The organism is Bacillus sp. GMs2/2, assembly GCF_050172095.1.
Taxonomy (GTDB): Bacteria; Bacillota; Bacilli; order Bacillales; family Bacillaceae_G; genus Bacillus_A; species Bacillus_A cereus.
This window is the reverse complement of record NZ_JBNLYE010000648.1, coordinates 1-1484: the sequence shown is the minus strand read 5'-3', so window position 1 is coordinate 1484 and position 1484 is coordinate 1. Positions and strand designations below refer to the sequence as shown.

Here is a 1484-nt window from a genome sequence, read left to right as displayed (position 1 = left end):
AATAGATATTAAAAAGAGGACACTATAAGCGCCCTCTTCCTTAGGTTTTAAATATGTTCTCCATGATCCATAAACACTTCAATTGCTTCGTTTTGTGGTATGTCTTTTACATTAGTAAGACCAAAAGTAAAAACAGCGGATAACATCATCATTAATAAGATTGCTTTTTTCATTTTAGCGCCCTTCTTTCTATGCTCTTTTTGTCTGCATCTAAAGCGATGTGCAAATACTTGCTTGCTTTTCTGTGATTTTCTGAACCATAGAATCTTTCACCTAAAAGAGAAGCATATTCTTTTACCCAATCATATAATTCTTCTTTTTCAAAATACGAAATACCTTCTATAACCACATTTTCTAATTCTTCTTGCGGTACATAGTTATGTACTGCTTTTAAAATTCGGAAATGATGACGATAACATAAGTCGCTAATCTTATAGCCATTCTCAATATATTCATTAGCGATATGACTATAACCTAACTTAAAATGTTCTCTTGCTAAAAGAAACATAGTTTTAGCGTTATTTTCTAATGAATCCTCTAAGTGTTTAATTGCTAACTCTGGCATGTTTTGACTTGCGTATAAAAGTCCTAAATTATGCTTAACTCGTTTAATAAGAAGTTCATCATTAGATTTTTGGAAGGTACCTAGTGCTGAAAGTAAATATTCCTCTGCACTTTCGAATTCATTTAGTCGAATGTGTGCCATTCCTAAAGTATTTAAGCATGCTGCAGTTTTTAATTCATACCCTGGACTAATTGAAAATACTTCATTCGCCTTTGTAGCAAATTGAACTGCTAGGATCGGTTTTAATACGTGATAGTAATGGACTGCAAGCCAATAATTAAATTCAGCTTTTTCAATTTCATCATGCATGTACTCTAAAAACGTTTCAGCTTTTTCAAATTGCATTCTTGCTTCACTATGGTTTGCTTTATTAATAGCGTAAATTGCTTTAAATAAATGATGATAGTACTCTAAAAATGTTTCTGTAGACTCTGGTAAAGGCTCGATTTTGTCCAGAATATCTTTTGTACTATCCATATCCCGAATTAGCAGTTTATACCGTGCATTCAATAAAGCGTAGTAGACTAATATTGTTTGGTCTTCCTTAATATTATTGATTTTATTTGCAATATCTTCTTTTATTTTCTGAGACTGTAATACACGTTGTGAAATCATAGCTTGATACCATTCGTTTAATAATTTTGTGATTTCTTCTTTAGAAATAATGTCAACACTCATCTACTTCTACCCCCTTTTGTTAAATGTTATCATGACATGCTTGTTTGCATAAATAAGTTTTTGAATATTCTAACTTAAAAAAATTATTTTTGAATATTCATGTTAACAAAATGGTCCCTTTTCAAACCTTAAAAAAGAACACATGTTTGTTTGTAGTGGCATTAAAAAAACAAAAGTGAGGTATTACATCATGGAATATAACAGCTTTCCTGTAGTACGTGGAAGAGGTATGGTGAAATGG

2 protein-coding genes are annotated in these 1484 nt (G+C 31.2%); both read right to left on the bottom strand.

Annotated features, from left to right (window positions below):
• Nucleotides 1–47: 47 nt before the first annotated feature.
• Nucleotides 48–173: a hypothetical protein gene (locus ACQGS6_RS28320; RefSeq protein WP_000709202.1), complete on the bottom strand. Its 126-nt coding sequence runs from the start codon at nt 171–173 to the stop codon at nt 48–50.
• Complete coding sequence (locus tag ACQGS6_RS28315) at nt 170–1243, bottom strand: tetratricopeptide repeat protein (protein ID WP_000109862.1); 1074 nt, start codon at nt 1241–1243, stop codon at nt 170–172. The genes ACQGS6_RS28320 and ACQGS6_RS28315 overlap by 4 nt, the downstream gene beginning before the upstream one ends.
• Nucleotides 1244–1484 lie beyond the last annotated feature (241 nt).